Genomic DNA, 24,321 nt, shown 5'->3' with positions numbered 1-24,321 from the left:
GTTCCCGTTAATGAAAATCGCGTGAGGACAAGCTAAGTTCGGCCAAAAGCGCAGATAAGTCAACCAGCTTACCGGCGATAATATGGGTTACTTCACCTTCGCGCTGTAAAATACCGTCTACCTGCAGGATATGCGCCGTTAAAAAGGTTTTCTGCTGCGCCTGGGCTGTGGCCAGCCATACCAGCACATTGGCGGTGCCGGTTTCATCTTCCAGCGACATAAAAGTTACCCCGGCAGCAGTGCCCGGCCGTTGGCGTAATGTTACCAGGCCGCTAACCCGCACCGGGCTGTTATGCCTTACCTGGCTAAGCTCAGCCACCGGTACGCTGCGGGGCAACTTACTGGCCTGGCGCAGTAACGCCATCGGATGCACAGCCAAGGTCAGGCCGGTGGCGGCATAATCTTCCAGCACTTCGGCAACCGGGCCTGGCGCAGCTAAATAGCTGGGCTCTGCCTCGGCTATCTGCTGAGCAGTCCCTGTGGCTTGTGCACTAAACAGCGGCAGGCTATGCTGGTTATCCATCAGTTGCCAGCGGCTGTTATAACGATCACCACTGATACTGCTTAGCGCATTCGCGCTGGCCAGTGCCTGTAAACTGCTGTGGCTAAGCCCGGTTTGGCGCAACTGGGCTAAATCCCGAAAGCCGCCGGCAGGGCGCAGCGTTAGCAGTAACTGCGCCGCCGCTTTGCTAAAGCCTTTTACCTGGCGTAAACCCAGCCGTATTGCTTTACCCTGCTGTTGCAGGCTGTAATCCCACTGCGATTGGTTTACACATACCGGCAACACCGTCACGCCGTGGCGCCTGGCGTCCTGCAGCAATTGCGACGGGGTGTAAAACCCCATTGGATAACTGTTAAGCAGCGCGGTGCAAAACGCCGCCGGATAATAGTATTTCAGCCAGGCCGACACATAGGCCAGTACGGCAAAACTGGCCGAATGTGATTCTGGAAAACCATATTCACCAAAACCACAAATTTGCTGATAAATGCGCTCAGCATACTGCTGGGTGTAACCGCGGCTTTGCATGCCGTCGATCAGCTTATGTTTAAACTGCAGCAGCTCGCCGGTTTTTTTCCAACTGGCCATGGCCCGGCGCAGCTGATCGGCCTCACCACCGGTAAAACCGGCCGCTACCATTGCCAATTGGATCACCTGCTCCTGAAAAATCGGTACGCCCAGGGTACGGCTTAATACGCTTTGTACTTCTGCCGAAGGATACTCTACCGCTTCTTCACCGTGGCGCCGTTTTAAATACGGGTGCACCATATCGCCCTGAATTGGCCCGGGCCGCACTATGGCTATTTGCACCACCAAATCGTAGTAACAGGCCGGGCGCAACCGCGGCAGCATGCTCATCTGGGCGCGCGACTCTATCTGAAACAGCCCGATAGTGTCGGCTTTTTGCATCATCTGATACACCGCCGCATCATCGCCCCGGGCGCTGATACCGGCAATACTTAACTCCTGTTGTTCATGCTGTTTTAGCAGCATAAAACACTTACGAATCGCGGTTAACATCCCCAGAGCCAGCACATCTACTTTTAACAGTTCCAGCGTTTCCAGATCGTCTTTATCCCACTGGATCACCGTTCTGTCGGCCATGGCGGCGTTTTCTACCGGCACCAGCTCGTACAAAGGCCCTTGCGAGATAACAAAGCCGCCGACATGCTGCGATAAATGCCTTGGGGTGCCACGCAGCTGCTCTACCAGTGTAACCAGTTGCTGTGTAGTTTGGCTGTTGCTATCCAGCCCCAGCGCCGCTAACTGTTGCTGCCAGCTTAAGTTTGGGTCACGCCGCTGAATATTTTTTATTAAAAAATCCAGCTGGCTCAGCGGTAACCCCAATGCCTTCCCTACATCACGCAGCGCACTTTTAAAGCGGTAGCTAATTACGGTGGCAGCCAGTGCAGCACGTTCACGGCCGTATTTCTGATACAGATACTGGATCACTTCTTCGCGGCGTTCATGTTCAAAATCAACGTCTATATCGGGCGGCTCTTTGCGTTCGCGCGATAAAAAACGCTCAAACAATACCTGAATTTTATCAGGATCAACGGCGGTTATCTCCAGGCAATAACACACTACCGAGTTAGCCGCCGAGCCACGGCCCTGATATAAAATGGCCTTACTTTTGGCAAACTGCACCAGATCGTAAATGGTCAGAAAAAAGTATTCGTAGTTAAGCTCAGTGATAAGCAGCATTTCTTTATCAATAATGGCCTGCACCCGCTTTGGCACCCCGGCAGGAAAACGCAATTTACTGCCCTGCACTACCAGCCTGGCTAAATAACCGGCCGCTGTTTCGCCTGCCGGCACCAGCTCGCTGGGGTACTGATATTTCAGCTCATCCAGTGAAAAGGTGCAGCGCGCGGCAATAACACAGCTTTGCTGTAATAAAGCGGCGCTAAAGAGTTTTTCCAGTTTGGCCAATGGCCGCAGCGCACGCTCGGCGTTACTTAATAATTGCCGGCCCAGTTCTGCAATTGGCTTACCGGCTTTAATGGCGCTAACACAGTGTTGCAGCGCCAGCCGCTGTGGCACATGCATTAACACGGCGCCACAGCACACCGCATTTAGCTGATATTGCCGCGCTAATTGCTGGCAATACGCCGTAAAGGCGGCTTCGTTATGACTAAGCTGACGCCGCATAGCCAGCCAAAGCCTGTCGCTGTGATATTTTTGCAGCCAATTGGCCCAGTAGCTATCACTTTCGCTATCATCCGCCGGTAACCACAACAGCAGGCAATGCTTTAATGACATTAAATCCCACTCGGTTAAGCAATATTCACCCTTACGGCTACGCCGTCGGGCATTAGTAATAATACGGCACAGCTCGGCGTAAGCGGCTTTATCCGGACACAGTAATACCAGCTCCAGTTTATCTAACTGAAAGTAACTACCGACAATCAGCTTAATATTCAGCGCTTGATCTTTAATCTGCCGGTAGGCCCGCACTATACCAGCCACCGAGCATTCATCCGTCAGGGCCAGCGCGTCATAACCCAGCGCAGCGGCTTGCTGCACCAGCTCCTCTGGGCTGGAGGCGCCGTGCAAAAAACTAAAATGGCTTTGGCAAAAAAGTTCGGCATAATTCATCGGCGCGCCCGTCAGCTAAAAATACCCTGCACAAACCACTGCTGCTGTGCCGTGCGGTACAACCACAACCACTGGCCTTTGCTGTTGCGGCCAATAAAGTAATCACGTTGGGCTTCCAGCGCCCAGCCGTCGGGGCATAGCCGCTCCGGGCCATGGTTTATTTCTACCGTTTCGGTTAACCGTTGTGGTTTTGCCAGTAAAAATGCAGGCCGAAGCGCTAAGGCTGTCACCGCTGTTTTGCCTGTCAGCAAAGGGAGTGGCCGCTGGCTGGCCTGCTCTGGCAGATGCTGGTTTTGTAATGTCAGGCCGCTGACGCAGTGATAACCTAAGCGGGCCTGTAGCAGTGAAACCAGCTGCAATGGCGATACCGCACCCGGCACCGGCTGAAACAGATCATCACTTTGGCTTTGTTGCGGTACAAAAGCAGTGACCTCCAGTTGCAGGCCTGACACCGGTTCAGTCAGTTTTAGTTTATCCAACTGTAACTGACATAATTTTAGCCAGTTAGCCGCGCGATACTCGCCCTGTACCGAGCCAATACTTAACCGGTGTGCTGGCATAGCACGAAACAACAAACTCAGCTGCAACTGATGGCAAGCCGCATTTATCCGCTGTAGTTGCTGCTCCAGCTGTTGCAACAGGGCATGCAGCGGCTTGCTAAGCACCTCGGTATCTATAATGTCGTACAGCAGTTCGACATAACGGCTAAAGCTGTGCTCTGGCTTGATATAGTGCAAGGCATGATAAAAGCTACCGCGTAAACGCCCCAGATAGCTGAGTAAACTGCTGTCAAAACGGCGGGCCAGCTCAGCCTGCGCTAGCGCCAGCAACTGGCCAAGCGTATTAATACCTAAACGCTGCAATTGCTGCTGGTTGTCAGTATCGAGCTCAGTAAAGCGAAGCGGGCTGTGATTTAGGGCCGTGGCAAGTGCATCTGGCTCCCCGGTCAGTAAATTTAACTGTTGCCGGGCCAGGCATTTGGCAGCAAAAGGGGTAGCGCCGCTGGCGTAATAATAACGATAAGGTAATAACTTCAGCTCCTGGCTCAGGGCCTGCCAGTAACCGGCTAAACCCTGATACAGCTGCAGCATATTGCACAGCCGGATATACAAGCCATCGGGCGGGTCCAGCGCTATATCAGCCGTTACCTGATACAACTGCTGCGCCACGTTTTGTAAAATGTTCAGCTGCAACTGCGGCTGATACGGCAACAACTGCAGGTTAGGACACAGCGCTGCAGCGGTACCCAGCGCCATATTCAGTGTAATACCACTCTGCCCCGCCACAGCGTTAAGCTGCACAATGCAATGTTGTTCATTCACCACTGCCACTGGCAGCTGTTGGGCTGCTGCACAGCCCAGGCTGTCGGGTTGCAGGGCCGGAAACTGTAAGTACAGATACAGCGCCATACTAGCTGGCCTTACGCCTGGCCTGCCAGTGTTGCTCAGTGGTAAAGCACAGCCCGGGCCAGCGGTTTTGCATATCTACCAGAAAAGGCGCAGCAGGCCAGCCGCCTTTGCGTTTTTGCACACTTAGCAGTACGCCCTGGCGGTGCGGTTGCAGTTTAACGCTTAAATTTACCGGTAAACTTAGCCCGTCCATTGGCCGGCGTATTAATATCACACTGGCAGCACCCTGCTCGGCCGCCAGTTGCAACCGCCTGGCCTGTGCCAGTTTCAGCGGTACCTGCCACAGCAATACCGAAGCACAGCAGCCGCTTTGCAGGCACTGCTCTGCTGCCCACAATGCATCTTTACTGGTTTTTGGTGTAACAATTACTAACTGTGACAACACTATACCGGCAGCACACAGCATATCGGCGCAGGGCTCAGCCGGAGGCGAAATAAGCACTAACAAGCGGCCACTGCTTTGTTGTTGCTGCAAATACGGTAACAGCAAACGCAGCTCACCAATGCCCTGCCCGGTTTGAATATCAATTAAGCCACTGGCCGGAAAGCCACCGGCCAATTGCTGATCTAACTCTGCATAACCAGACGACACCGCCTGATAGGCAGTGTGCTGGCTATTGCCCTGCCACAGCAACTGGCGACGGGTTAATTGTTCTAATAACGCTGACATAAGCCACCCAAACACTGTATTTAAATACAGTATATATTATCAAAAGCAGGAAGCAAGCACTGCCAAAGCAGCGGCTAGTTAAGCTGGCATTAAGCCGGGCCTGTTACAAAGGCAGCAAGCAAATAACGAGGTAGTTAACATGAAAACAGCCATTTTTGTTTTGTGCAGCGCCGCATTACTGTTTAGCCAGCTAGCGCATGCCAAGCCGGATCAGGATAAAGGCTTGCCACCAGGCCTGGCAAAGAAGCTGGATAAGGGCCAGCCACTGCCACCAGGCTGGCAGAAAAAACTGGCACCCGGCCAGTTGCTGGCAGAAGAATATTACCGGCGTGGACGAGTGATCAACCGCCCGAACACCGATGGCATCATCACTGTACAAATTGAAGGCACTATTATTGAGCTGTTTGAACACAGCCGTGAAATTGTCCGTATTCTTGACGGCAAACGTTAAGCATGTTTAACCAGCAATGTCAGCACTTCATAATGGTTGCTGTGGGCAAACATATCAAACAGTTGTACTTTTAAAAGCTTATAGTCTGGCAATGCCGTAAGGTCTTGCGCCAGCGTCTGGGCATTACAACTGGAGTAAATCAGCCAGTGTGGCGCTAAGCGCTGTATATCCTGACACAGTGCTTCGCCCAACCCCCGCCGTGGCGGGTTAACCACCAGTAAATCCGGTGCCTGTGCTGCCGCTTTTGCAAAAGCAGCAGAATCCAGCGCCTGAAACCGCACCTGGGTTAAACCCAGTTCATTAGCTGAGCGCTGTGCGCTGGCAATAGCTTTTTCTGCTATTTCAATCCCGTTTAGCTGTTGCGCTGCTGTCACGACATGCAGACCAAAGCCGCCCACGCCACAGAACAGATCCCAGATCTGCTTAAATTCGCCCTGCTGCTGTTGCAGTTGTGCAGCCCAATCTGCGGCTGTTTGGTACAACGCTGCAGCCATCACCGGCTGGGTTTGAAAAAAGCTTTGCGGGGTTAAATACAGCGGCACCTGGTTTAACTGCTCGGCCAACAGCATCTGCTCGGTGAGGATAATTTCTTCCTCCCCCTCCAGCAGCGCCGCAGGCTTGGGTTGCAGGTTAACCGAGCACACTTCAAGCTCTGGCCACTGCGCCAATAGCCAGGGCAGATGTTTTTTAATTGATGCCAGACAATTTTTTGAGCGCAGCACAAAACGCAGCATAAAACGGCCGCTGTGCAGGCTTTGGCTAAGCAGAATAAATTTCAGCTCACCACGGCGTGCACCAATATCGTAGGGGGTTAACTTTGCGCGTTGGATAAAAGCTTTACACAGCGCAAAGGCTGGCGCAAACGCCGGCGGATACAGCGGGCAATCAGCTAAATCAACCGTTTCGCCCTGAGCATTCACAATGCCCAGCACTGGCTGCTCTGCCGTACCCAGCGCCACCATTTTGGCTTTATAACGAAAGCCCTGCTCAGCCGATGCCACCGGCTCAAGCAGCTGTGCCGGTTTAAAGTCAGCCAGTAAGTCAGTTAACTGCTGCTGCTTTAATGCCAGTTGCGCCGGATAGGGTTTATCCAGCCAATGGCAAGACTGACAGCGCTTAGCTGCAAAATGAACACAATGCATGGGTTATCCGCGGCAGTGAAAAATCGGCGCCATTCTAGCGCAGACTGCCGCTAGAAGCACCCGCTACTGCACACGTAAACGCAGGCTGGCCACGCCACCCAAATCATCGACCACACGCAATTGAAACTCCCCCGCTTCGCCTTGCCAGAATAAGGTTTCACCCGGCGTTACCGAGCCTAGATAGCGGCTGTCAATAAACCAGTGCGCCTTGGTTACTGCGCCATCAAAGCTGGCTTGCAGCGCAATTTTTTGCTGCTCAGCTGTTTTACCTAACTGATAAGTTAACGCCTGCTGCGGTGAGCGGATTTGCGGTGCTTGTTGCGATGACTGTGGCAGGCCGGTGCAGGCCTGTTGATAAGCCGGCGGCGGGGTTAATACAATACCGGACAGCTGATAAGCGCGGGCAATATCCGATGGCCAGAATTCAAATACTTTCAGCGCTGTTTGTGGTGGTTGGTGGTTACAGGCACGCAGCCCGGTGTCGGTATACACTGGCACGGCGCGGTGCACATCGGATACTTTAATTGGTGATACGCCAGGAATAAACCAGCCAGACCGGGTTTGCGGGCAGTATTTATTTGGCAGCTCACCACTGCGGCTGCACAATGCCACTTGCTTAAGGTTTAGCTTACTGCCGGCGGTAAACAAACTGTGCTCCGCTTGTCTATCACGCGGCAACAGCGCCAGCAGTTCAAATAACAACGGGCCGGCCGCAGTGCGCCCCACCAGATTAGGGTTGCTGCTGCCATCAAAATTGCCCAGCCATACCGCCAGCACATAATCACCGCTAAGCGCAATGGACCAGGCATCACGAAACGCATAAGAGGTACCGGTTTTCCATGCTACCGGCGTGCTATCTGTCAGTTCGCTAAGTAAACCGGCCTGCGGTTTGGCATGCTGGCGTAACATGTCCAGCGTTAAAAACGCCGCTTCTGCGCTTAACAGCGGTTGGGGTGCCGCCACTGCGGGCTCAGCCTGCCACTGCAATGCTTGCCAGTTACCGCCATTGCCCAGCATGGCATACAGCTGCACCAGTTGCTGCATGCTCAGCTCCATACCACCCAGCACCAGTGCCAGGCCGTAATGCTCGGCGTTATGGGTTAATGGCACCTGCGCCTGTTTTAGCCAGTGGTAAAAATCTGGTTTGGTTAAACTGGCCTGTAACTGCACGGCCGGAACATTACGGCTGTTAATCAGCGCTTCAGTGGCATTAACCGGGCCGACAAACTGCCGGTCGAAGTTTTCCGGGTTAAAGCTGCCATAACGGCGCGGTAAATCGGTTAGCAGGCTTTGCGGATGAATAACACCCTGCTGCAGCGCCAGTGCATAAACAAACGGCTTTAGCGCTGAGCCCGGTGAGCGTAGCGCCGTCACCCCATCAACCTGACCAGAGATCGCCGCATTATAAAAATCGGCCGAGCCAATCCAGGCCTGCACCTGCATGGTGCTGCGTTTTACCAGCAAGACACTGGCGTTACTAAAGCCTTTATCGGCGTTACGGCGTAAATACGCGGTTACCAGTTGCTGCATACGCTGCTGTAAATGTGGTTGCAGGCTGGTGTAAAAGCGGCCCTGTGTCTGCCCCTGAGCGTGTAGCTGATTAATAAAATGCGGCGCAGCGTAGGCTAAATCGGCACGCTGGTAAAACTTCAGCGGTAAACTTAAACGCTGTGCTGCGCCTGGCTCAGCAGAGGGATAATATTGCAGCCACAGTGCGGCTAAGCGCTGGCGCGCCAGTTCTAATTGCTGCTCGCCTTTTGTACTTAGCGGGCTGCGCTGGTTCGGGTTTTGCGGAATAACACTTAGCGCTAAAGCTTCACCCAGCGTTAGCCGCTGCGCTTCTTTGCCAAAGTAAATCAGGCTGGCGGCGGCTACACCTTCAATATTGCCGCCATAAGGCGCGTAGTTAAAGTAGGCTTCTAAAATCTCGTCTTTGTTAAAATGCCGCTCCAGATAAAGCGCATACGCCAGTTGCTGCAACTTGCCGCTAAAGCTGCTGGTATTCAGATTAAAGCGCAGCCGCGCCAGTTGCATACTTAGGGTTGATGCGCCCTGACGCCGGCCACCTTTAACCACTCCTTGCCAGAACGCACGGCCAACCGCGCTGATATCAACGCCAAAATGGTTATAGAACTGCCGGTCTTCATACAACAATGTAGCTTGCTGTAGCGCCGGGGCAATATCGGCTAATGGCAGCCGCAGCCGGTAGCGCTGATCGGCTGCCAGCCGCAGGCTTAATAAGTCGCCATTGGCGGCAAAATAAGCACTGCTTTGCAGGTACTGGCTATAAAGCGCTGGCTTTGGCGATAACAGCAGCACTAATGCCGGTAGCAATAATATAACCGCTGCCACTGCCAGCACCCTGCTCAGCCGCTTTTTTAACATCCCGTGTTGCACTATAGCCCCGGCAAGGTGTTAATTTACAGCAGTTGCGGTTACCACAAAGCGCCCGGCCGCTGTGCTGGCATACACCGATAAATCGTACATTGATTGCGCCGACACCGTTGGCAGCACAAAATCACCGGCGGCGGTTACTTTTACCTGATACCGCAGCTCGGTCATTTGCGGGCCAAAACCGGCGTAGTACACCACGCGGTCCTCACGGATATCGACATAGTCGGCGCGCCAGGGCCCACTTTGGCGTGGTACTGAGCTGCGCACCACAGCAAAACCGGCCGGCAGTAAATCGACTACCGCCACATTGCTGTGCCAGCCGTCAGTTAAACTGCGCAGGCGCAGGCGCACGGTAAGCTCATCACCTTGTTTGGCAGTGTTCACCACTTTGCCCTCGGCATCAAGATAATCGCGCACTACCTCCAACTGCTGCGCTACGGCTTTAGCAGGCGCTGTTTTAGCAAAACCAGCTTCGCTTAGCGCATAAAACAGCTGCTGCTGGCTCTCTATCAGTATTTGCTCTGCTGCCGTGGTAAAAGCGGCACGCGGTATAGCACTTTGGTTATCCGCCGGTGTTAACGCGCTGCGCGCGCCTTTGCCATCCAGCTGATAAAACTGTGGTGGCGTGGCGGCTGCTTCCGTTTGCAACTGGCCATAGGCTGACAACGCCAGCACCGTATAGGCCGAGGCAATGGTGTTGTAATCGCCTTTAAACACCGGCTGCAATAACTGTAAAATGGCTTTGCCATCCAGCGCTTTGGCCTGCTCAGCAAAATGGCTGGACAATAAGTACACGTACTGCGCATCCAGGCTTAGCTGCGACTGAAACGCCGGATTAGCAAAAGGCGGCAGCGGTGTGGCAATACGCGCCAGATAACCGCTTTGCAGCGCTGAGGTTTTACCTAAACGGTAACCGGATAACAAACCGCGTGCCAGCTCTGGCTTTTGCAACAACTGATAACTGGCGGCAATATAAATAGCGGTAATATCAGCCTGCCAGGCTTGTTTATGCTGTTTTTCCAGCCGCTCGTGCAGTTCAACCAAATAGTTGGTTGTCACTTCGCCGCTGCGGGTTAACAGGTAAATTGCATTGGCGCGCAGGCGGGCCTGATACAAATTGGCCCCGCTTTGTCGCGCGACATTACGCAAATACTCCAGCCCCTGGCTGTACAGGTAATCCGGCACAGCCAGGCCTTGCTCGCGTGCGGCTAACAGGAAATGCATGACATAAATACTGGGGAAGTCAGCACTGCTGTAACCGCCGGGCCAGAAGCTAAAACCGCCATCGCTTTGCTGGCGCTCAGCCAGCTTCTGGATCAGCACGGCAAATTTTTCGTTCAGCATCGGCCACTGCGCCTGGTACGACGGTTGCTGCACTAACCCCACCCACGGGAACACCTGCGACACTACCTGCTCGGTACAACCGTGTGGATATTGCGCAAGATAATCGGTAAAGCTTTCTGCCAGCACCAGCGGGTTAGCCGAAGCAATAACATTCTGCTGGGCGAATTCAGCATACAGCGGATAACGGGTGTTAAGTGTAATCGGGCCTTTATCAGCAAAACCAGCCTGGAGCGTGGTGTGATAATGGCTGGCCGGGCGGATACTCAGGCTGATACTGCGGCTGGCCTGCTCGGTTAGCTCGCCCTGCTGATAGGTCGCGCTAAAGCTTAAGCTGGCCTCGCCTGGCACATCACCGGCTTTTAAGCGAAAACGCGCACTTTGCTCGCTATTTTCGCTAATGCTAAGCAGTTGCTCGGTTGCGCCCACGGCAATAAGGCTATCAGGTAAAGTAAGCTGCACGTTAATGGCGGCATCCGGGCCCGAGCCTTTTACGCCATTCGCTACCGACACGCTGATATCAAACTCATCGCCGGGAGCTGCACTGGTAAGTACATCCGGGGTTAACACAAAGGGGCCGCGCACACGTAAATCCTGGCTGACCGCAGACAGTGCTTCATCGCTTACCGCTACCGCCATCAGTTTTAAGTTGCCGCTAAAGCTGGCCGGTACTGTTACCTGCTGGGTAGCCAGTTCAGTACCTGCTTTTACCACGCCCAGCCAGAATACGCCCGGCTGCTCGGCCCTGCGGGCAAAGGGGTTTAAGTTGCTGTCCAGCATTGCTGCTGCCATAGCACGGCGTGCGCTGTCACCGCCTACACCTGCTAGCTGGCGTTTAAGCGCGCTAAATTCCGGCAGGATTAAATCGAGCATTTGCATACTGCGCACCTGCAAGGCGCGCTTTTGCAGGTAATGCGATAACGGATCGGGCAATTCGTAAGCAGCCACCTGCAAAATACCCTGATCCACGCCATACAGCAGTAAGTCGGCCGGGCGGTCGGTTTTATAGCCCAGCGTAAAGGCTTTACCGGGGCGTACTTCTTCCGGTGCTACCAGGCTAATATTCAGCTCGCGCTTGCTGCGGTCAATATTAAACGGTACCACGGCGTAACTTAGCGGGCTGACAAAAAGTGCATCGGAATCGGCGCCACGGACAAAGCTGACGTTAATATAAGCATTACCTTCAATGCCCTCTGGCAGCACTATATGCTGAATGCTGCTGGTGGTATCGGCGGTAAACCAGCTAAATGCATGCACTTTATCGCTTTCAATGCTGATTAAGCCACTGCCGGTATAAGGTGCCGTGATATTCAGTTCAATGCGCTCACCGGCTTTATAATCAGCTTTATCCAGCCGCACGTTAAGTGCAGCATTTTTCTCCAGCATAGCGCTGATATTACCGGCGCCTATTACGCTAAACGCCACTTTACCCAGTAGCTGTTCGCCTTTTAGCAGTTGCAGCTCAAAATCACCGGCCGTGTCAGTTGGCAACTGATATTCAGTACCCTCTGTGGCGATACTAAATGGCGTTTCGCTTACTGTTAGCTCCTGCACTATGCTCTGATACTGGTAGGTGCCATCGTTTTGTTTAACTAAGCTCGATAATGGCCGTTTTTCTACCAGTTTCAGCGTTAATTCATTCAGCGCTATCTGCGCTAAGCTGTTGTTAATGGCAATAAACTGCAAACTACGGCTTTGCTGTCTTTTCAGGTAGCTCAGCTCGCCATCGCTTTTTACCCCTATCAGCTCGTTTAACGGCGATACCAGCGCGCTGCGCCGGTTTTGCACACTTTTGCCACCACCGCCATCAAAGCCTTCGGTCGTTAACACCAGCCGGTAAGTACCGCCGCTGTATTGCTCAAGCGGCAGCATAAAACTGGCTTTACCGTCGGCATCGGTTTGTTGCTCGTCCAGGTTCTGCCGTACACTGTTGTTGTTAAGTTGCTGTTCCTGCGGGGCAATAAAGCGATAATCTTTATATTCACTAAAGCTAAAACCTGCCGGGATCAGTTCAAACCTGGCGGTTACCCGGCGCTGCTGTGCCGGGGTGCCAAACAAGTTATCCAGTTGCACCTGCGCCACTAAATTCTGTGGCGACAACCAGCCTTTGCCCTGCTGGTTAAAACTGCTGCTGATTTTCAGCGTATCGGGCTGAAATTCTTCCACTACAAAGCTAACCGAGCCTAAGTGCCGCTCGGTATTGCCCTTGCTGTCGAGCAGGCTGATGTTGGCATTATAATTACCGGTGTCACTATGTGGCTGGGTGTCCAGGCTAAAGGTGTGCATACCACGGCCACTTAAGCTGAAGTTTTGCTGCCAGAAAGTACTGCCACGCGGCCCCTGCACCTGTATTTTTAACGGCAGCTTTTGCTCGGCCAGCGACAAATCGTTATGGCGGATAATGGCAGCCAGTTGCACTTGCTCACCGGGCCGGTAAATACCCCGGTCGCTAAACATATAAGCACTTAATGCTTTAGCGCTGTTTTCATCCTGGTAACGGCCACTGGTATTAAATTTAGAATAATCCAGCTGGCGGCTATAGCGATCGTACGGAATAAAGCTGCTATCCGTTACGCCATTACTGCTGCGGCTAACCAGATATACCACCGGCTGGCGCTCGCGCACAAAACCGCTGGTTTTGTCTAAGTTTACGCTGCCCTGAGCGTTGGTGGTGCCGCTTAACACCGCGACACCATTTTTGCCCAGCAGCTCTACTTTAGCCCCGGCTACCGGTTTGCCATCGGCCACCGACATGACAAATACCTGCTGGCTGCTATCGCTATTGTGTTTTACCAGTAAGCCTAAATCGGTTACCAGCACCACCCGTTTATCCAGTTGCTGGCCTTCGCTTTTCGGCCGGGCCGGATCAAATTCAGTTAACTGAATAAAAAACACCCCCATGCCCGCTTCAGCCAGATACGGTTTTAACGCTAACGACAGGTAATTAGCCTGCTTGGCATGGCTGTTGGCCAGGGTAAAGGTTTTCTCGTAGCTGCTGCTGATATTGCTTTCATCGAAGTTATAGTTGTAAAAATATGGCTGGCTGATATCGCCGCCAGTCTGGCTGATAAAGTGGTTTAGCTCGCCCGGCAACAATTTATGCAATTTTACCCGCACGCCTTTAACACCACGGCTAAGCAACTGTAAGGTTTGCTCGCCGCTTAGCTTTAGCATGGCGCCTTCACCCACTATCCGCGCTTCTTTCGGATACTGTGGCGCCTGCACCACAGCGCGGTACTCACTGGCCAGGGTAAAATCGCTGGTCGATTGCAAGCCTTTAGGCACACTAACAAACAGGCTTTGGCCCGGTGGCACATCCAGCTTAATGCTAAAAGCACTGTCGTGCGGCTCTGGTGTCGGCATCAGCTCAAAGCTGTGCAGGCTGGCTTGTTGTAATACGCTGCTACTTACTTCGCCCGGCGCCCAATAGTTAGAATTACGTTGTGGGTGTTTTGGCAATACATACAGTTTCAGTTTGTTTTGCAGCTCGGTGCGACTGATGCGATCAGTAAAACTTAACAGCAGCATTTGCTCTGGTTCTTGCTCGAGCTGTTGCTCAGAGCCCCGGATAATGTCAGTGCGCAGCTCTTCTACTTTTAAAAAGCTGGTTTTATCCGGCACTAAAAGCTGTTGGCTGTTTTCCCGGCTGGTTTTGCCACTGCCGTTTTGTGCTTTTACCCCGGCTTTTAATAGCACAGTTAAATATTGCTCCCGCTCGGGTAGCGTTAACGCTGCCGATTGCAGATAGAGCTCACGGCCGGTTTTATCGGCACTCAGCGTAAAATCCAGTGGCCGACCTTTGCTGCGTACATCACCGCCATCGGGGCGCATGGTCATTGACAGCTGGCTTTGCACGCTATCGATATCTACCGGGTGGCTGAAATTTAACGTAGCGACTATTTGCCGGGTGGCTTGCTCGGTGGGGTGCTGATAAAAACGTAAGCGGTTAATAGCACCGGTAAGTGGCACAGTATCAAAACTGTATTGTTGTTCTGCCAGTAAGGTACCAGCTGCAAAAATACTTTTATCAAGCTTAAGCTGGTAACGTTGCCCGGCGGGCCAGGCCTGTTGTGGCGTAAAGGTTAAGGTGTTGTCGTCAAGCCACAGCCATTTGCCCGGTATGGCCGGGTTTAAACTGACACCTTCGCTTAATTCTTCACCAATTAAATCCAGCCGCGCGGCTGAAAGCTGCGGTACCGGTGCAATCCGCCCGGCCTGATCGCTCATATCATAGCTAAACTGCACGCGCAGTACGGTAGGCTGCTCAACGTTGTCCTGATAATGCCCCAATTCCGGGCTTTGCACAGTGGCCTTCACTTTTAGCGGTTTAGGTAATTGCTGATAGTAGTAATAACCGCCAACGGCCACGGAAATAAGCACTAATACCGCCACCACCGCCCCCCAGAACCTGGCTGGGCGTTGTTTTACATTATGGCAAAGCCGGTGTAACCAATCTGGTGCCGTCCAGTTTACCGAGCCGAAAATTTTACGTAAAAATGACGCTGAGGCAGGCATAACCAATCCTTGTTAACGGGGTATCGTTGTTCGGGTGTGTGGGCCGAGTATAAGCCGCATAAATTAATCAATGATGAACTATAGCAGTTTGTAGCGAAACATATAGTTAATATTGTAAACTTTCAGATACTTAACTGCTAGACCTGACAACAGCTGCTGGTATAAAGTAGCGATATAGTTTCCCTGGTATGCAGGAGCATCAATGCTTGAATTTCTTACTCCACGACTGCGTTTACGCCAAATTACCGCTGCAGACTGGCCATTATTTGTCCGGTTGCATCAGGAACAAGTTATTATCCGTTATGTATTTGATGAGCCTTCAATAGAAGAGATCGCTGCCAAATTCCGGGTTTTATTGCCCGCTTGGCAAGCAAGACCCAGGCAATGGTTATGCATGGTTGTTTGCTGTATAGAAAGTGGCACTCCGCTGGGAACTATGGCATTTATTATCACTGATGCTAAACATAGCAATGCTGAATTTGGCTATATGTTCTTACCTGAACACTTCGGTAAAGGCTATGCCACAGAAGCCTTATTAGCAGCAAAAAAGTTTGCTTTATCATTAGGTATCGCTCAGTTACAGGCAACAGTAACAGAGGGTAATGCAGGCTCTTGTCGTGTGTTGGAAAAATGTGGTTTCGTGCTGAGTAAACGCATTGAACAAGCTTATAGCATTAATAACATGTTGTATGACGATCTGATTTACACCTACCACAGCAACGAACCTGCTACGCCCGCAGCGGAATAACCTTCAGCGACAGGTATTGCAGGCGACGCTCAACCTGAGCCGACTGATACAGCGCAAACTCACTGACTTGCAGAGTTAACGGCGCTACCGGCTGCTTAAATTCCGCATCACAAACGGCATGCCGCGCCAGTGTAATATGTGGCCGGTAGTTATCGTGGCTATCGCTAAAGCCTTCTGCTTTACACAACGCCGCTACCTGCTGTTGTAACTGCCACAGTGCATCGGGTATTACCGAAGGCGCCAGATAAAGAATTTTCGGTTTGGCAAAACAAGCCAGATGATCCAGCGTCAGGCTAAAGGCCGATACATTAATTTGCTGTGCCGCTGTAACCAGCTGCTGTTGCTGGGCGCTATCCACCTGGCCTAAGAAAAACAGCGTTAAATGCAGATTGTCATTATCTACAGCCTTAGCACCAGGGCACACACTCAGCGCCTGCTGCTGATACGGCAGCAACTCTTGTTGCTGCGCGGCGGAAAATTTAAGGCTGAAAAATAACCTTTTTGACACTGCTCTCCCCCTGTAACTCGTACGTAAACAAAAAGCGACTTAATATATTGAATAGCTACCATTGCTAGCCTACATTCAAAGACCAGAATACAGAGGTGTTGCTATGTTCGGAATAAATTCTGCTGCTGACGATATTATATCTGCCATTAACAGTACTCAGGCTGTAATACAATTTGATCTTGATGGTCAGATTAAAACAGCCAATGCTAATTTCTTACAACTGATGGAATACAGTTTATCGGAAGTAACCGGGAAGCATCACAGCATGTTTTTAGAACCGCAGGACAGCCAAAGTACACAATATAAACAGTTCTGGCAACAATTACGCAATGGTATAGCACAAACAGCAGAGTTTAAACGCCGCACTAAAAGCGGCGGTACAGTATGGATCCAGGCATCTTATACGCCTATATTGCGGCGTGGCAAAGTAGAAAGGATTATTAAATTTGCCTCCGATATTACCCAGCAGGTTATGGCCCGATCCAAACTAGAATCACAAATTCAGGCCATACACCGGGCGCAAGCTGTTATTGCTTTTAATACCGACGGCATTATTGATGATGCCAATGATAACTTTCTGCAGCTAATGGGCTATTCTCTGGCTGAGATCCGCGGTAAACACCATAAAATTTTTGTCTCTGCGGATGAGGTAAACAGCCCTACGTATCAAAAGTTTTGGCAGAAGCTGCGTGAAGGGAGTTATCAAACCGCAGAGTACCGCCGTTATGGTAAAAATAGTAAAGAAGTGTGGATCCATGCCACCTACAACCCGATAAAATCTCCCGACGGCAAGGTTATACAAATTGTTAAGTTTGCCAGCGACATTACGCAGGAAATTAAACAACGTAACGAGTTTCAGCTATTGTCGCTGGTAGCCAACGAAACAGACAATGCCGTGCTCATTTCCAACAGCGATAGGCATATTCAATACGTTAACCGTGGTTTCGAGCGTATGACAGGGTTTAACGCTACCGAAGTATTTGGCCATAAAGCCAAAGAATTTCTGATAGGGTCCCGCACCAATGCCGACACCTATAGAAGAATGGAAGCAGAGCTTGAAGCACCCAATGCATTCTATGACGAAATTGAAATTCACTGTAAAAATGGCTCAAGCCTGTGGATTTCAGTAACCAGTAACCCGGTAATTAGTAAAGATGGCAAGCATACCGGTTATATCGCTATTTTGGCTGATATTACCAGCGTAAAAACCGCAGCGATGGAATCGGAAACCCGACTTAACACCATCGGACAATCACAATTACTTGTTGAATGGGATATGGCTGGCAAAGTAACTGAAGTAAATGATTATCCTAATAAAATTCCCGGCCTGTCTTTAACGCAATTTCGGGCGACAATACGCGGTTGGCAAGAATATTTATCTGAGGCCCAGCAGAAAGCCTTGTTGCAGGGTAACAGCATCAGTAAAGAGCAATGTTTTAATGTGCAGCAGAAGGAAATCTGGATCGGTTGTACTTATAGTGCAGTAAAAGATCCCTACAATACTTTTTCCAAAGTAATACTTTACGGTACCGATATCAGTGAACGGCTGCAAGTAGTACAGCAATCAGACCGAGTAATGGCTGAACTGGTTAAATCCGGTGCCAGTATTAACCAAATCGTATCCACCATTAACGCCATTGCAGACCAAACCAATTTACTGGCCTTAAATGCGGCGATAGAAGCAGCCCGTGCCGGTGAGGCCGGCCGTGGCTTTTCTGTCGTGGCCGACGAGGTAAGAAACCTGGCATCTAAAGCCAGTTCATCAGCCAGTGAAATTAACACTGTAGTTAGTAAGAACCAAACCCTGCTGCAAGATTTAGCCAATACCCTTAATACGCTAAACAGCAAAAGTAACTAGCAACTTAGTGTTGTTTAGTTACTGCTTTTTTGGCTTTGGGTATCGGTTTATTTGCTCCGGTGACCGGTTTACTAAATGGCTTTTTGCCCTGTTTCGCAATCGCCTTAGCCGCCGGGTTTAAACCGGTATGGCGACTAAGCGCCGGTTGGCCCCCTTTTTGTGGCTTTTTAAACTGCTCGTCTTTGCCCTCTTCCGGCACTAAACAGCCTTTGCTGCGGCCAATTAAGTGCTTTAAGCCCATTTTAATTAAGGCTTCACGAATTTGCGGCCAGCCTTTGGGGTCATGGTAGCGCAGTATGGCTTTATGTAAGCGGCGCTGGCGCTCGCCTTTGGGCACCGCCACCACTTCGTCATTGGCTTTGTTGATGTTTTTCAGCGAGTTCATTTCCGTGTGGTAAATGGTGGTCGCGTTCGCCATTGGGCTGGGGTAAAAGTTCTGTACCTGGTCCAGTTTAAATTCACGCTCTTTTAACCATAGCGCCAGGTTAACCATATCCATATCGGTGGTGCCCGGGTGGGCAGCAATAAAGTACGGAATTAAAAACTGCTCTTTACCGGCTTCTTTACTAAAGCGGTCGAACATTTCTTTAAACTTGTCATAGGCACCCATGCCCGGCTTCATCATCTTCGACAAAGGGCCGCTTTCGGTATGCTCCGGCGCGATTTTTAAATAACCGCCAACATGGTGCTGCACCAGCTCGCGTACGTAGTTCGGATCTTCCACCGCTAAGTCGTAACGCACGCCGGAGGCGACCAGCACCTTTTTAATACCGGGCAAATTGCGCGCTTCGCGGTACAGCTCTACCGTCGGGCTTTGATCGGTGTCCATATGCTCGCAGATGGTCGGGTACACGCAGCTGGGCCTACGGCAAGTTTGCTCGGCTTTGGGGTTTTTACAGTTTAAGCGGTACATATTGGCCGTTGGGCCGCCAAGATCGGATATCACGCCGGTAAAACCCGGTACTTTATCGCGAATATCCTTGATCTCCTGCATAATCGACTCTTTCGAGCGGCTTTGAATAATGCGGCCTTCATGCTCGGTAATAGAGCAGAACGAGCAGCCACCAAAGCAGCCGCGCATAATATTCACCGAGGTTTTAATCATCTCGTAGGCCGGAATTTTTTCCTTGCCATATACCGGATGCGGCACGCGCTGATATGGCAAGCCAAAGACTAAATCCATCTCTTCAGTACTAAGCGGAAATGCCGGTGGGTTTACCCAAATATGCCGATCGCCATGGCGCTGCATTATCGCACGGGCACAACCCGGGTTAGTTTCCTGGTGCAAAATGCGCGAGGCATGAGCATACAGCGGCTTATTCACGCTGACCTGCTCAAACGCCGGCAGCTTAACGTAGGTTTGCTCCCACGGTTTTTGCCGTGGCGGCTGTACTAAAATTGGCTTGGCTTCCACTTCAGCTGGCTTAGTTAAATCGATACCGGCTTTGGCATATTCCGAATAACTGCTGCAGCCAACATCATCAGCGCCGTAAGGGTTGGAGATAGGGTCTATTTTGCCGATTTTATCAATAGCAGTAGAATCGACACCGCGCCAGCCAGGCAGTGGCTCTTTACGAATAACCGCAGTGCCGCGCACATCCTGAATTTCGCTGATTGGCACGCCGTTGGCAATGCGGTGCGCCACTTCGACCAAAGGCCGCTCAGCATTGCCGTAAATAAGAATGTCGGCCTTGGCATCAAAAATTACCGAGCGGCGCACTTTTTCTGACCAGTAATCATAATGCGCAATACGGCGCAGGCTGGCTTCTATACCGCCAATAATTACCGGCACATCTTTATAGGCTTCTTTACAGCGTTGGGTATACACGGTAACTGCGCGGTCCGGCCGTTTGCCGCCAATATCACCGGCGGTATAAGCATCGTCATGGCGCAGCTTTTTATCGGCGGTGTAGCGGTTAATCATCGAGTCCATATTGCCGGCCGACACGCCGTAAAACAGGTTTGGCTTACCCAGGCGCATAAAGTCGTCTTTGCTGTGCCAATCCGGCTGGCAAATCAGGCCTACACGATAGCCCTGGGCTTCTAACATCCGCCCTACTACCGCCATACCAAAGCTGGGGTGGTCGACATAGGCATCGCCTACTACCAAAATAACATCGCAGCTGTCCCAGCCAAGTACATCCATTTCCTTGCGCGACATAGGTAAAAACGGCGCCGTGCCATAGCACTCAGCCCAATATTTCGGGTAGCTGAATAAATCACGCTCAGGCGCCATGCGTGCTACAGGGGCAGACTTGCGGGAAACGGTAGTAGCAACAGTGGACATAAATTAAGCTCCAGAGTGTATCAAGGGCGCGTATTATACAAGGTGTCGTGGGGAAAGGCGAATGGTGGTAAGTTCTAATTGGCGCGTAAATCCCTAAGGCAAAAATTCAATTTTCTACAATAGGTTGGACTTACACAAATACACCCAGTACTGCAGAATATAGAATCAGAAAAATTGACCAAGCCTGCATTGTATAGCCACCGACATGAATTTCCTTCACCTTACCCAGCACGTGGTCACTACGCTGCTCAATATCAGATTCAAGCCGTTTAACACTCTCATTAACGTGGCTTTCCAGCCGTCTTCTTTCATCAGCTTCTTTAGCGATAGCTTTTCTGTGTATCTCAAGCGATTTTTCAATCTCTGACAGTCGCTGATCGATTGAAAGATTCCCCTTTCTTAAGATAAATTCAACATTACACGCACTATGTAGATCAGGTAGCATTGATTCTGCGGTCAACTTGTAATGCTGCTTAAACCACAAACGCCACCACGCTTTTAGTTTGTTTAAAAAACATCCTACTAATTTAGTGCCCGTAAGCGAGTTCAATTTTTTATCTAAATCGAAGAGCAAAAACCCAATACCCAAAAACTGAGTAAAAGCTATTGCAACTTTCCAAACAAGCTCACTGGTATCTGAGGACATGCAAGCAAAATCGTAGTTTTCCCAGCAAGTTTGAGAATATCTAAAGTACAAAAAGGTGAACAATGAAATGGCCAGCATTGAGATGATGTGTATAGGGCCCCGGATCAAAGATTTCCAGCGTCCTTTCAAGTGCTTCATCTATATTTCCCTAATAAAAACCGAGTACATGATTTGCTCGGACTTGCCCTGTGCAATTAACAGCTTAGTTGACTTAAATTTGCAGTTACGTTTACCGAAAAACTGAACTTGGTCAAGGCTTTATTTGCTGCAAAAGCTAAGGGCGCAATAATGCGCTCTTACATTGATTTGGTGTACTGGCCAGCTTGTCGATATTGAATTGACGTCAACAATGCTCCCAAAACTTCTCATTCCACGGCCTTATATCAAGCTCACTGGTCCAGGCAGTCTTTGGTTGGCAGTGCAAAAACATTACAGAGTCAACTATGTCATTTGGATCTGCCTGAGGATGATTATCACTGGAATTATCCTCGCTCAAAATGTCTGCATCTATCATCATATGGCAGACATGGATACCTTTTGGCCATAACTCTCTGGAGAGGACTTGAGCTAACCCTCGCTGACCAAACCTGCCAGCAACTAAATTGAGATGCCCTTCACGACCAATTACAGATGAAGTCGAACCAATCAGAACTATAGTACCTCGGCCCAGAGGCACCATTAAATTTGCAGCTTCCTTTGAAACTAAAAATGCCCCCAAACAATTGTGCTTCCAACCGGCTTCGAATGCCGGTAACTCTATATTCATTGCTTCGCCTGAACCAAAGCTCTGAATACCATAAACGACTAAGCTTGGCGTACCATGATGCTTAACTATTTCATTAAAAGTTTTCTTTACCAGTAACTCAGAGGTGACATCACAGGTATAGGCAGCAACATCGCCACCTGCTACTCTAATTTCTTCCATAAGAAATTGTAATTTATTAACATCTCTCGAAACTAAAACTACTCTGAGACAATCTCGAGCAATGCGTCGGGCTAATGCATAGCCAAATCCAGGGCCCACCCCAAACACCACAGCCAAGTCAGTTTGTTGCTCCGAGGCAGGAAAGCTCTGATTTACGTAGGAAACCTGTTTCTTGCTACGTCTTAATTTTGTTTTTCTCAAAAAAGAAAATTCTAAGACTATAGGTCCTATTGGGACGCGTCGCCAGACCTTTAATTTTCGCCAAAGAGAGATCAATCGAGTTACTTTCTCAGTCATATTGCTTCCTTGTAGGTCTCAGCTCAGGATTCCTTTTGAGTGTACCTCAGGGTCGGGCCTTACCTTTGGCCTGCATCTTTCAAAAACCACAGAAACAGGTTAGTGAACCTTAAACTTATTGTTACATTTACCGAAAAAATAAACTTGGTCAAGGCTTTAAATCAACTTAACTTCGGTTTTAACTGCGCCGGGCAGCTAAACTGCTGTGCGTTGTCACCAAAAAAGCTGCCGCTGCGCAAAAAGTGCAGTACCTGGCTGATAACCTGCTGCCGTTTCATCAGAAACGGATGCGATACCGCTACCGTAACCAGCGCGCACATGCCTTGTACTTTGGTATTTTCAACTGACACCTTGCCATCATCCGGGTTGGGCAGAAAGTTTGACAATATCAGATTGATAGAACTGGTACCGGCAATGACACCCAGCTCAAAACTTACCGGCCCCAGCTGTTTGGGTATATCGTGCGCGCCAGTACCCAGCTGCATACCGGCCGGGCCGTTATACGCCTCAAAACCCGGCACGTCTTTTAAATTATCTACTACCTGGCTGCCCTGATTTGGCGGCCCCATCATGACTACGCGGCCTGAATCTGCGATAGTGTTATGCTGCGTATACTGGCGCAGCAAAATACCACCCATAGAATGGGTAACAAAATGAATAACACGGCTTTGCTTAGCCCGGCACTGCTCTAACGCCGGTGGAATAACCATTGACGCCAATACTTCAATGGCGTGTTCTCGTGAGGGGTAATCTACATTCACCGTATGATAACCCGCATCATCAAGCGCCTGCTGCATCGTATCCATCGCACCGGCGCTGCGGGCCAAACCATGCAACAGCACAACACAGTCTTTAGCCACACTGTTAAACGATATAAGCAGTAAAACAGCTGACAGTATTATTCGCATTGCATTCCTTAAATTACCCGAAGCTCAGTTATAGCCTTATTGCTACGCCTTTCAACGTCCATCGAAACAAGCAACCTAACGTTCAATTATTCGTTGTTATGTAAGTACAAAGTACCATTGGCCTGGATGATGCTTAACCATTGGTCAGACATCGCCATAGCTTGTTCAATTTCTTCCGGCGTAAATACTGACTGCGCCCGTTGCTGAAACCAGTTGTAGCGATTGTACAACTCGGTATCGTCGGTGAGTTCCATAATCATCTGGTTAAACGCATAGGCTTGTAAGCGGCCATCCTGGCCTACAGTTTGAGCATAATGCAGTTTCGACAGCTTTATCAGCGCTTTGATACTGCCATGCTGTGCAGCAGACGATAAAAAGTCGACTTGCTGCTGCACAAAGCTGCTGCGTTTGGCGACATAATCATTGCGTTCAAGCTTGGCATAACCTGCTGCATGCATATATTGCTCGGGCGTGATAAGTGCTATCGCCTCCTGCGCAGGTACATAACCATTGTCGGCAGCCATTGCCAGATAAGCATAAAACTGGTTACGCTGCTGTTTATCAACACCAAAACAAAAATCATAGCGCTCAGCATTTTCTGCTACCGCCACACCGTTGTCGTTAAATTGATAAGCTTGTTCTAGTCGCTCAGCCAGATGAGTGTCATCTTCTGGTGCAAAGTAGCAATTGTGCAGGTTCATACCCAGCACATAGGCCGCTTCAGTATCTCCTTGCTTTGCAGCCTGCTCTAATTGGCTAAAGTGAACCAACAAATTGCCATCCAGTGCCCAATCCGGCCTTGGCATAATGATCAGTTGGCCGTCATTATCTGTGGCTGTAATAGGCTTTTCGCTGCCCAGCATATCGTGCACGGTATAAGCATTCTCTGCTGGTTGATGTTCTATAGGACTATCTTGCAGGGATTGTGGCTTAACACTTTCAGCTGCAACAGGTGCTGTGCTGCTATATTTGTTTGCCAACCATATAGCGGCTAAAACCAGTAACAATAACGCTGCCAACAGCGTTTTCAGCTTAAACCTATTGGGAAAATTAACTTGGGCTGGCACAAACTACCTTATAAAAACGATGCTATTTTTGGCGGAAGATTACATTTACCGAAAAACC

Annotated in this window: 14 protein-coding genes and 1 pseudogene; 3 read left to right on the top strand and 12 right to left on the bottom strand. The window is 50.4% G+C overall.

The window, feature by feature from the left end; all coding sequences use genetic code 11:
- Nucleotides 1-7 precede the first annotated feature (7 nt).
- From AR688_RS06475 to imuA, 3 genes are read right to left on the bottom strand one after another with little or no spacing between them, the layout of a single operon-like run.
- Complete coding sequence (locus AR688_RS06475) at nt 8-3,097, bottom strand: error-prone DNA polymerase (protein ID WP_068230687.1); 3,090 nt, start codon at nt 3,095-3,097, stop codon at nt 8-10.
- An 11-nt stretch (nt 3,098-3,108) separates the two neighbouring features.
- Nucleotides 3,109-4,506 (bottom strand): Y-family DNA polymerase, encoded by a 1,398-nt coding sequence (locus AR688_RS06470; RefSeq protein WP_068230684.1) that lies wholly within the window; start codon nt 4,504-4,506, stop codon nt 3,109-3,111.
- A 1-nt stretch (nt 4,507) separates the two neighbouring features.
- Entirely contained in the window at nt 4,508-5,176 is a 669-nt protein-coding gene (gene imuA, locus AR688_RS06465; protein ID WP_068230682.1) for a translesion DNA synthesis-associated protein ImuA, read from the bottom strand.
- 139 nt (nt 5,177-5,315) lie between these two features.
- Here imuA and AR688_RS06460 point away from each other — a divergent pair, with 139 nt between their 5' ends.
- Nucleotides 5,316-5,627, top strand: a complete 312-nt coding sequence (locus AR688_RS06460) for a hypothetical protein (protein WP_068230679.1) — start codon at nt 5,316-5,318, stop codon at nt 5,625-5,627.
- Here AR688_RS06460 and rlmC read toward each other — a convergent pair.
- The 3 genes from rlmC to AR688_RS06445 all read right to left on the bottom strand — a co-directional run bounded on the left by rlmC (nt 5,624) and on the right by AR688_RS06445 (nt 15,019).
- Nucleotides 5,624-6,769 carry a 23S rRNA (uracil(747)-C(5))-methyltransferase RlmC gene (gene rlmC, locus AR688_RS06455; protein ID WP_068230676.1) on the bottom strand — a complete coding sequence of 382 codons (1,146 nt, stop codon included), beginning with the start codon at nt 6,767-6,769 and terminating at the stop codon, nt 5,624-5,626. The genes AR688_RS06460 and rlmC overlap by 4 nt on opposite strands.
- A gap of 63 nt (nt 6,770-6,832) precedes the next feature.
- Nucleotides 6,833-9,121, bottom strand: coding sequence for a penicillin-binding protein 1C (gene pbpC, locus AR688_RS06450; RefSeq protein WP_231731978.1), 2,289 nt, complete (start codon nt 9,119-9,121; stop codon nt 6,833-6,835).
- A gap of 63 nt (nt 9,122-9,184) precedes the next feature.
- Nucleotides 9,185-15,019, bottom strand: coding sequence for an MG2 domain-containing protein (locus tag AR688_RS06445; protein WP_068230674.1), 5,835 nt, complete (start codon nt 15,017-15,019; stop codon nt 9,185-9,187).
- A 202-nt stretch (nt 15,020-15,221) separates the two neighbouring features.
- Here AR688_RS06445 and AR688_RS06440 point away from each other — a divergent pair, with 202 nt between their 5' ends.
- On the top strand, nt 15,222-15,767 hold the full coding sequence (locus AR688_RS06440; protein WP_068230673.1) for a GNAT family N-acetyltransferase: 546 nt from the start codon (nt 15,222-15,224) through the stop codon (nt 15,765-15,767).
- On the opposite strand, the gene thpR is transcribed toward AR688_RS06440, so the two are convergent.
- Complete coding sequence (thpR, locus tag AR688_RS06435) at nt 15,748-16,275, bottom strand: RNA 2',3'-cyclic phosphodiesterase (RefSeq protein WP_068230671.1); 528 nt, start codon at nt 16,273-16,275, stop codon at nt 15,748-15,750. The two genes, AR688_RS06440 and thpR, sit on opposite strands and share 20 nt — an antisense overlap.
- Before the next feature lie 103 nt (nt 16,276-16,378).
- On the opposite strand from thpR, the pseudogene AR688_RS20595 reads away from it, so the two are divergent.
- Nucleotides 16,379-18,049 (top strand): annotated as a pseudogene (locus tag AR688_RS20595) (methyl-accepting chemotaxis protein); the annotation flags it as partial.
- A gap of 88 nt (nt 18,050-18,137) precedes the next feature.
- On the opposite strand, the gene AR688_RS06425 reads toward AR688_RS20595, so the two are convergent.
- The 5 genes from AR688_RS06425 to AR688_RS06405 form a co-directional block, all read right to left on the bottom strand.
- Nucleotides 18,138-20,369 carry a YgiQ family radical SAM protein gene (locus AR688_RS06425; protein ID WP_068230666.1) on the bottom strand — a complete coding sequence of 744 codons (2,232 nt, stop codon included), beginning with the start codon at nt 20,367-20,369 and terminating at the stop codon, nt 18,138-18,140.
- A 181-nt stretch (nt 20,370-20,550) separates the two neighbouring features.
- On the bottom strand, nt 20,551-21,204 hold the full coding sequence (locus AR688_RS06420) for a hypothetical protein (RefSeq protein ID WP_068230663.1): 654 nt from the start codon (nt 21,202-21,204) through the stop codon (nt 20,551-20,553).
- A gap of 205 nt (nt 21,205-21,409) precedes the next feature.
- Entirely contained in the window at nt 21,410-22,288 is an 879-nt protein-coding gene (locus tag AR688_RS06415; protein ID WP_068230660.1) for an SDR family NAD(P)-dependent oxidoreductase, read from the bottom strand.
- 161 nt (nt 22,289-22,449) lie between these two features.
- On the bottom strand, nt 22,450-23,196 hold the full coding sequence (locus AR688_RS06410) for an esterase/lipase family protein (protein ID WP_068230658.1): 747 nt from the start codon (nt 23,194-23,196) through the stop codon (nt 22,450-22,452).
- Nucleotides 23,197-23,282: 86 nt separating this feature from the next.
- Complete coding sequence (locus tag AR688_RS06405; RefSeq protein ID WP_197412128.1) at nt 23,283-24,215, bottom strand: hypothetical protein; 933 nt, start codon at nt 24,213-24,215, stop codon at nt 23,283-23,285.
- Between the last annotated feature and the right edge of the window lie 106 nt (nt 24,216-24,321).

The organism is Rheinheimera sp. EpRS3, assembly GCF_001513785.1.
GTDB lineage: Bacteria > Pseudomonadota > Gammaproteobacteria > Enterobacterales > Alteromonadaceae > Alishewanella.
The sequence above is the reverse complement of the archived record's forward strand: the minus strand, read 5'-3'. Positions and strand labels throughout refer to the sequence as shown.